The 8,298-nt window shown below is 35.2% G+C and carries 7 protein-coding genes and 1 tRNA gene; 2 read left to right on the top strand and 6 right to left on the bottom strand.

Going from position 1 to position 8,298, the window contains the following annotated elements; all coding sequences use genetic code 11:
- The first annotated feature begins 301 nt into the window (after positions 1-301).
- Positions 302-1,591, top strand: a complete 1,290-nt coding sequence (locus ACY9Z2_RS17675; RefSeq protein ID WP_463610990.1) for a glycoside hydrolase family 18 protein — start codon at positions 302-304, stop codon at positions 1,589-1,591.
- Between the two features lie 121 nt (positions 1,592-1,712).
- Here ACY9Z2_RS17675 and ACY9Z2_RS17670 read toward each other — a convergent pair whose 3' ends face one another.
- From ACY9Z2_RS17670 to acsA, 5 genes are all read right to left on the bottom strand, one after another.
- Positions 1,713-2,228 carry a type 1 glutamine amidotransferase domain-containing protein gene (locus tag ACY9Z2_RS17670; RefSeq protein WP_463610989.1) on the bottom strand — a complete coding sequence of 172 codons (516 nt, stop codon included), beginning with the start codon at positions 2,226-2,228 and terminating at the stop codon, positions 1,713-1,715.
- Positions 2,229-2,835: 607 nt separating this feature from the next.
- Entirely contained in the window at positions 2,836-3,249 is a 414-nt protein-coding gene (locus ACY9Z2_RS17665) for a DUF4362 domain-containing protein (protein WP_463610988.1), read from the bottom strand.
- 168 nt (positions 3,250-3,417) lie between these two features.
- Positions 3,418-4,059 (bottom strand): hypothetical protein, encoded by a 642-nt coding sequence (locus tag ACY9Z2_RS17660; protein ID WP_463610987.1) that lies wholly within the window; start codon positions 4,057-4,059, stop codon positions 3,418-3,420.
- A 14-nt stretch (positions 4,060-4,073) separates the two neighbouring features.
- Entirely contained in the window at positions 4,074-4,574 is a 501-nt protein-coding gene (locus ACY9Z2_RS17655) for a zinc metalloprotease (protein ID WP_463610986.1), read from the bottom strand.
- A 560-nt stretch (positions 4,575-5,134) separates the two neighbouring features.
- Positions 5,135-6,850, bottom strand: coding sequence for an acetate--CoA ligase (acsA, locus tag ACY9Z2_RS17650; protein ID WP_463610985.1), 1,716 nt, complete (start codon positions 6,848-6,850; stop codon positions 5,135-5,137).
- A gap of 263 nt (positions 6,851-7,113) precedes the next feature.
- On the opposite strand from acsA, the gene ACY9Z2_RS17645 reads away from it, so the two are divergent.
- Complete coding sequence (locus tag ACY9Z2_RS17645; RefSeq protein ID WP_463610984.1) at positions 7,114-7,953, top strand: DUF3800 domain-containing protein; 840 nt, start codon at positions 7,114-7,116, stop codon at positions 7,951-7,953.
- Between the two features lie 183 nt (positions 7,954-8,136).
- Here the strand turns inward: ACY9Z2_RS17645 and ACY9Z2_RS17640 are convergent.
- A tRNA-Arg gene (locus ACY9Z2_RS17640) sits at positions 8,137-8,209 on the bottom strand.
- Between the last annotated feature and the right edge of the window lie 89 nt (positions 8,210-8,298).

Here is an 8,298-nt window from a genome sequence, read left to right as displayed (position 1 = left end):
GCGGCTCCTAGAAGCTGTCGTCATAAGCAATGAACACTTCAACGCCAAAAACCAGGCGTTTTCGGTTCCTTGCTTATGCGTCCGCTTCTAAACAGTCGCCTCCGCTTTTCTTTGTCTAGCTGCGGCTCCTAGAAGCTGTCGTCATAAGCAATGAACACTTCAACGCCAAAAACCAGACGTTTTCGGTTCCTTGCTTATGCGTCCGCTTCTAAACAGCCCCCTCCGCTTTTCTTTTCTTAATCATATATCGTAAATCCTCTTCATACCATAGTAATAGACATCGTTAGAGGAGGGTTTACTTATGCAGATTCATGTTGTGAGGCAAGGGGATACGCTCTTTAACATAGCAAATACATATAATACGTCAATTGATGCGATCATTGACGCTAACGAACTAGATTCACCTGGAGCTCTTGTGGTTGGGCAAGCACTAGTCATTCCAATTGTTGGACAATTTTATCTTGTCCAACGCGGTGATACATTATATTCGATTGCCCAACGTTTTGGTTTACCATACCAAGAATTAGCACGTATTAATAATATTCCTGTTAACAATATGCTACCTGTCGGACTCCGTTTATATATTCCACCACAACCAGAACCAGAAATTGTTGCAAATGCCTATATTGAGCCGTTCGGAGATACTGTATCTCAAACATTGGAGGCAGCTGCCAGAAAAGTATCACCTTTTCTTACGTACCTTGCTCCGTTCAGTTATAAAGTAAATCGAGATGGAAGCCTTGATGCACCACCGCTTAATGACTTTAAAACAATTGCGGAAAACAATGATGCGACGCTTATGCTCGTCGTAACAAATTTGGAAGAGGGAGCGTTTAGTGCAGAACTGGGTCATATAATTCTTACGGTTCAAGCTGTACAGAACAAGCTATTGGATACGATTGTTAATATAGCAACATCAGTTGGATTTACAGATGTACACTTTGATTTTGAGTTTTTACCACCTGAAGATCGCGAAGCATATAATACCTTTTTACGAAAAGCCAAGGAACGCATATCACAAGCTGGACTACTTATGTCCACCGCACTTGCACCAAAAACAAGTGCAGAACAGCAAGGGGCTTGGTACGAAGCACATGACTATGCAGCACACGGTGAAATAGCTGACTTTGTTGTGTTGATGACGTATGAATGGGGTTATAGCGGCGGACCAGCTAGAGCGGTGTCACCGATTAATGAAGTCCGAGAAGTTGTAAATTATGCTTTATCCGTGATGCCTTCCGAAAAAATATTACTCGGTCAAAATTTATATGGCTATGATTGGACACTCCCTTATCAAGAAGGTGGGGAAATAGCTGACGCATTAAGTCCACAGCAAGCAATTGCACTAGCTCGAACTGAAAATGTTGCCATACAATACGATCAAGAAGAACAAGCACCGTTTTTCTTTTATTACGATGCACAGGGAAACCAGCATGAAGTATGGTTTGAGGATGCACGGTCTATTCAAGCAAAGTTTAATATGATAAAGGAATTAAATTTACGTGGGATTAGCTATTGGAAGCTTGGTCTAGCATTTCCACAAAACTGGCTACTCTTGCAAGCTAATTTTACGATTGTGAAAAGAGAATGAATACTCCCACCACTTCATTTCTAACAAAATTTGAAGTGGGGGTTTCTGAGGTTTCGACTTTAACCGACGATTTAAAATAGCCACGTGAACCAAATCAAAATGGTTCACGTGGCTACCTTTGTTATTTCAATAAATTTAATGATTCTCGATTAAATGCTGGAATATCATCAGGCTGACGACTTGTTACTAACTGATTGTTACATACAACGACCTCTTCATCCTGTACATCCGCGCCAGCATAATCCATATCTACTTGAATGGATTTAAAACCAGTTGCCTTTCTGCCTTCTAGTGTTTTAGCGGTAATTAACAGCTGTGGACCATGGCAAATAGCGAAAACAGGTTTTTTCACATCCATAAAATGCTTCGCAAAAGCTACAAATCTATCATCCGCACGTAATTGATCCGGTGAAAATCCACCAGGGATGAACAACGCATCGTAGTTGTCCGGGTTCACATCGTCAATTGACTCATCAATCGTAACTGATGCTTCTCCATTTTTTCCTGTTACAGCCTTACCTTTTTCCTTTTCAATCGTTACTACTTTATGACCAGCTTCCTTAAATGCTTTCGCTGGGTCTGTATACTCAATATCTTCAAATTTATCTGTTATGACACATGCTATTGTTTTACTCATCACTAATCCGCTCCTTTTGAAGTTGATTCATAGATGAGTCTTCCCGTTGATTGGAAAATAAAACATGTATCTAGAGCTTTTAGTCAATTATTCTATGTGTAAATTAATACTTTGGATTAGAATAATAAGCCCTCTCTATATCTATTAAGTTATTTTTACCAGAATCGCTATATGACTTTACAACAATTTTATTATATACGTTATAGGCATCCTCATTTATATACCTGACATTTTATCAAAATTAAATTACTAAAAATCTATTAAAATCAATGTTTTTACTTTAAATGCATGTATTTTACACATTAGATCAGAAAAGAAAATGCAATGTATTGTTAAATGGGAAATGTTATGTAATAGAGGTCAATTTTAAGTATATTAAATCCCATGTTGTGCTAACGATAGCTTTAGGTTAATAGGGTTAAAACAACTTTATTTTGATCTTGAGTACAGGCATATTTAAATGAACAGAATTTAAACCCTTTAAAAAGCCTTTATACAATAAAATGTAGAAAGGCTAGTTGACTGATTCCTTAACGCACCTACAGGTATGAGAAGTCCTACGATAAAAGGTCATGAAATACTAATTGCCGTTCCCTTCCTCAATTTGTCAGCTTGGTAATCGGAAACTAAAATAATTTCCAAAGTTTGAAGAACAACCACTTAAAAAGTATTTCGTTCCACCTTCCAAACTTTTACTTTTCAATTTATCACATGTTGTACTTTTTTCCCCTTTATTAGATCCTGCATATTCGTCTTGTGAATTATCATAAATATACTTCACGTTTTCACCAGTATACGTTAAAGTATGATAAATTGGATCTCCTTCAGTAGTATGTCGTACAATTCGTATTTTGTCCTTTTCGTCATTTTCAATATTTTGGATGAAATTTTTAAGTTTATCAATGTTACTTATTTCTCCACCTTGGTCGATTACAATGTCGCTGTCTTTTACCTGCTGACAGGAAACTAAGAATAGTGTTAAAGTAATTGTTAAAATAATAAATAGTAAATTTTTGTTCATTTAATTCCACTCCCTTAGTTAATTATTATTTAGAATAGAGTATGGTAAAAAGGTCATAAAAATAATAGTTCTACATCTGTTTTTATACTAACATACTATTTTGATAACATATTAAAAAACAAAAAGACCAACTGGTGTGGTCTTTTTGAAACATGTAGAGAAGTTTAATTATTTTCCGTATTTTTCGCGTGCTTCTTCAAATATGGTATTCAAAAGTGTTCTATGATCGTCATTAACCACGCTTGTTTTTTTCAATATTTCTAGATTGTTAGTGTTTAAAGGAACCTTTCCAAATGTAACACCTCTCGGAGTATAAGTTCCTTCCCGTTTGTTAGTTAAGAATAATAAGTATTCTTTATCATTTTCCATCTTTTGATAGCCATTTATAGTGTATGTTTTTTTTGTTTTCTTATCATAAAACTCAGTCTCAGATATTGGTATAATAGTATTGGTGGTAATATTATCATCATTTCCATTTTTAAAAACCTTTTCTATCTTAAAGTTACTTATTGTATAACCACCATTTACTACTCCATCTATTTTTGATCTATGAACAACTGTTTTTTCTTCCCCGACTTTTATGCCACGCACGATAATTGGTGTTTCACTTTCTAACTGTTCCAGTGAATTAAAACCATCTGTTTTTCCTTCAAATACAACTAAATTTTCATCGTTGGAAGAATCGAAAGATATGTCATCATCATTCATAGCTGTTTTACTATCAGTGAATAAATCGCCAAAAGTGAATATAACTAAAAGACAAACCATAAGGAATAACGATGTGGTAACAAGATATTTTTTCATTTTCATTCAATACCTCCTTCTTAGTATTTGGCTCTAATGCCCGCCATATCATCAGCTAAAGGGTAGGGTTTATTATTAAATCCGTACTGGCGCATTACAGACGTATCATCATTCCAACTTTGTGTGTGAGCTAAACCTGCTTCATGACCTACTTCGTGTACTATAGTTTCTTTTCTTTTGGTATAGGTACTTAAGTCACTCCATAAATTATAAACAGTTATACGCCCATTCCCTTTACTAACTGCATAAGTATCCCCGCTATAATAGCCAGCGTATTCAACCTGTATATCAGCCCCTGGTAGTGGTACTCTATCAGTAAATTGAATGTCTGATAAGCTGTTCCACGCTAATATTCCGTATTCAACGGATGTTTCCATGCTGTCAAAATTAGGATCAATCCAGTAGTTAGCATCTAAACGGTGTGATAGTGACTTACTATTCAGAACATATGCAGAAGAGTGTAGGGGTACAGCAAATAAAGTGAAAATGAGTACTGGTAAGACTATTTTCTTTAGTTTCACAAATATACCTCCCAAAAATTATTTGTAAGCCAGGAAATCTTAGATTATGGTTGCATTGGCTTATAAAGAATATTTCGACAGATGCTTAAAAAGTCCTTCAAAAATTATAAAATATTTAATAGTTAAATAACTTAAATTAAAAAAACCTAAACTTCGAGTACATAAGAGTACTCTAGTTTAGGATACTATGTTTAAGTAAATTATATAGTAAGTGTCCATAAGCTGACTTAACTTTTTAAAATAGGTTCTTCCAAATAACGCCATAATTGGTTTTACATATCTTTTCCAATTCCTTTTCTAACTTTACTATAAATCCGTTTACCGTATTTAAGTCTTATGTACTTCTATAATCTACGTCAATCAATCCACATTAGAACAAAGGCTATAATAGATGTTATCTTCTTCAAAGTAATCTCTCCTTTTTAATGAATTTGATTTTTTAAAGAATTTCCCCAAAAATTTTAGTAGTTCCTGTAAAGTTTATATTAAACATATTTAAAAATTAAATGTAATGATTGATCAAAAAAGGATGCCAAATCGGCATCCCTTTTTGAAATATATTATTCTTCCAAAGTCGAAGTATCCCCTGTAGGCAAACCAAGCTCCCACGATTTCAACAGTCGACGCATGATTTTACCACTACGCGTTTTCGGAATCGAATCTTTTACTTCGATTTCCCGTGGCGCAGCATGTGCACTTAATCCAGTCTTAATAAACTGACGAATTTCTTCTAGTAATTCATCTGATTTTTCATAGCCTTCATTTAACGTTATAAACGCTTTAATAATTTCACCGCGTTCAGGATCCGGTTTACCAATTACACCCGCTTCTGCAACAACTGGATGTTCGATTAGTTTACTCTCCACTTCAAATGGACCAACACGTTCACCAGAAGTATTAATAACATCATCTAAACGGCCTTGGAACCAAAAGTAGCCATCTTCATCCATATAAGCACTGTCACCAGAAACATACCAGCCATTAATAAAATAGCTTTCAAACTTTTCTGGGCGCTTCCAAATCTTCCGCATCATGGATGGCCATCCCTTTTTAATAGCTAGGTTGCCCATTTGATTTGGCGGAAGTTCATTTCCGTCATTATCAACGATCGCCGCTTCAATTCCCGGTATTGGTTTCCCCATTGAGCCAGGACGCATTTCCATAGAAGGAATATTAACGATCAACATTGCACCTGTTTCCGTCATCCACCAAGTATCATGGATACGCTTATCAAATGCTTTCAAGCCCCAAGTAATGACCTCTGGATTTAACGGCTCGCCTACACTCATGATATGGCGAAGAGATGAAAAGTCATGATTCTTCACTTTTTCCTCACCAGCACTTACTAATTTTCGCAATGCAGTTGGTGCTGTATACCAAACAGTTACATTATATTTATCTATGGTTCCGTACCAGTCATCTGGACTAAAGCGTCCACCCCGGATTACATTCGCCACACCTAGTAACCAAGGAGCAAAAATTCCGTAGCTCGTTCCAGTTACCCAACCTGGGTCTGCGGTACACCAATAAATGTCATCTTCTTTTAAATCGGCCACCCATTTAGCCGTTGCATAATGCTGAATCATTGCATTATGGACATGATAAACACCTTTTGGTTTACCGGTTGAACCAGAAGTATAATGAATCACCATACCATCTTCTAAATCGACCCATTCGATATCGAAGTCTTCAGACGCATCCTTCATTTCCTGATCATAATGAATGTATTTATCAGAGGATTCATTTGAATCGCCTACAAGCACAATTTTCTCAAGATCAGGCAAATCTTCCTGTGGTACACGCTCCAACAATTCAGGCGTTGTAATAAGCATCTTCGCCTCACTATCCTGTAGACGGTCACGAACCGCTTGCTCCATAAACGCTTCAAATAGTGGACCAGCAATAGCCCCAACTTTTAAAATACCGAAAAACGTTAAATAGAATTCAGGTGAACGCGGTAAGAATAAAAATACGCGATCCCCTTTGTTTACATCATATTTTTTCAATACGTTCGCAAACTGATTACTACCTTTGCGAATCTCATCAAATGTTACTTGTTCTTCCCGGTCTGGTGATGAATACAGTAAGGCAACTTTATCCTTTTTATTCGGATCCTCCGCATGACGATCAATTGCCTCATACGCAATATTTACTTTACCTGTTTCATTCCAGCTAAAGTTCTTTTTCAATTCATCCCACGAAAATCCTTGGCGGGCATTTTCATAGTTTTCCAGATTGTGGTTCCCTTCTCGTGCAGGAATTCGTTGCGTTTCCATCAAATCACCTCATCATTATTATTTTGTAACCGATTACAAACATGCAATTAAAAATTATTAAACAATTTAGGTAACTAATTTCTATTTTAGAACAACCTGTTTTGTTTTTAAAGTAATTTACATTGTTACTATTCCAACCTAGTACTATTTTATTTCTGCCATACTCTCGTATTCATTCAAAAAATACAAAATTTGGATTATAATTGAAGTTAGAAAAATCTGTCTATATAATTATCAATAAATACTTCATTAAGGAGAATAGTATGCAATATATCATGTACTATGATGAATCCGTTAAAAACGGTGAATTTTTTAGTAATTTTTATGGTGGTGCACTAGTTAGGTCTATAGATTTCCATGAAGTTAAAAATGCATTGAATTACAAAAAAGAAGAATTAAACTTCAAAGGTGAAGTAAAGTGGCAAAAGGTTACAGATGTATACCTAGAAAAATATATAGAGTTAGTTAATGAATTCTTCAGATTCATTCAAAAGGATAAAATAAAAATAAGGATAATGTTTACCCACAACCATTTTTTACCTATAAATCTTACAAAAGAGCAGTTAGATAACGAATATTTCCTTCTTTATTACCAATTCTTTAAACACGGATTCGGTCTTATACATTCAAATAACTACGATGAACCTATTTCCTTACATCCGTTCTTCGACCAGTTGCCAGACAAAAAAGAAAAAAACCAAGCTTTTATTGATCATATCTTTAAATTGCAATACGATAAAGACTTTCGAAAGAATAAAATAATCATCCATAAAAAAGATGATATTGCTGAAGCAAAGTCACATGATCATGTAATCTTACAATGCTTAGACATAGTACTAGGAGCAATGGAATTCAGACTAAATGATAAACACAAAAGAATACCAGAAGGAAAATTTAAAAGAGGAAAAAGAACAGTAGCTAAAGAAGCACTATATAAAAATATTTACAATAACATTAATCAAATTAACCCACATTTTAACATTGGCATTACTACAGGCTTAGATGGTGATATAGCCAATAGTTGGAACCATTCATATAGACACTGGAGATTCAGACCTAAATCGTTCAAGGTAAATTCCAGTTATCGATCCAAAAATAAATGAGCCCCCCTTTTCCTACTTAGTAGCTCACGTGGCACGTAAGCCTTCGAAAAAGACAAGCTCATTATTAATTATTCTCTAATTCACAAATATTATAATTATATTTAATAAAATTGTCAACAAATAAACATAACATAAATTTCAATTTTTGTGAACAATGATAATTAAAAATGGAAATCGTTTTTACGCCCCCGGCAGGATTCGAACCTGCGACACACGGTTTAGGAAACCGATGCTCTATCCCCTGAGCTACGGGGGCAAATTTTAAAGACCATTGTCTATTATACAAAATTGTCGAACCGATGAAAAGACTTCTCCTAAGTTATATGGTTTTGACCCGGATGTTAT

Source organism: Virgibacillus sp. GM2-2, assembly GCF_055329585.1.
This window is presented reverse-complemented; position numbering and strand designations above follow the sequence as displayed.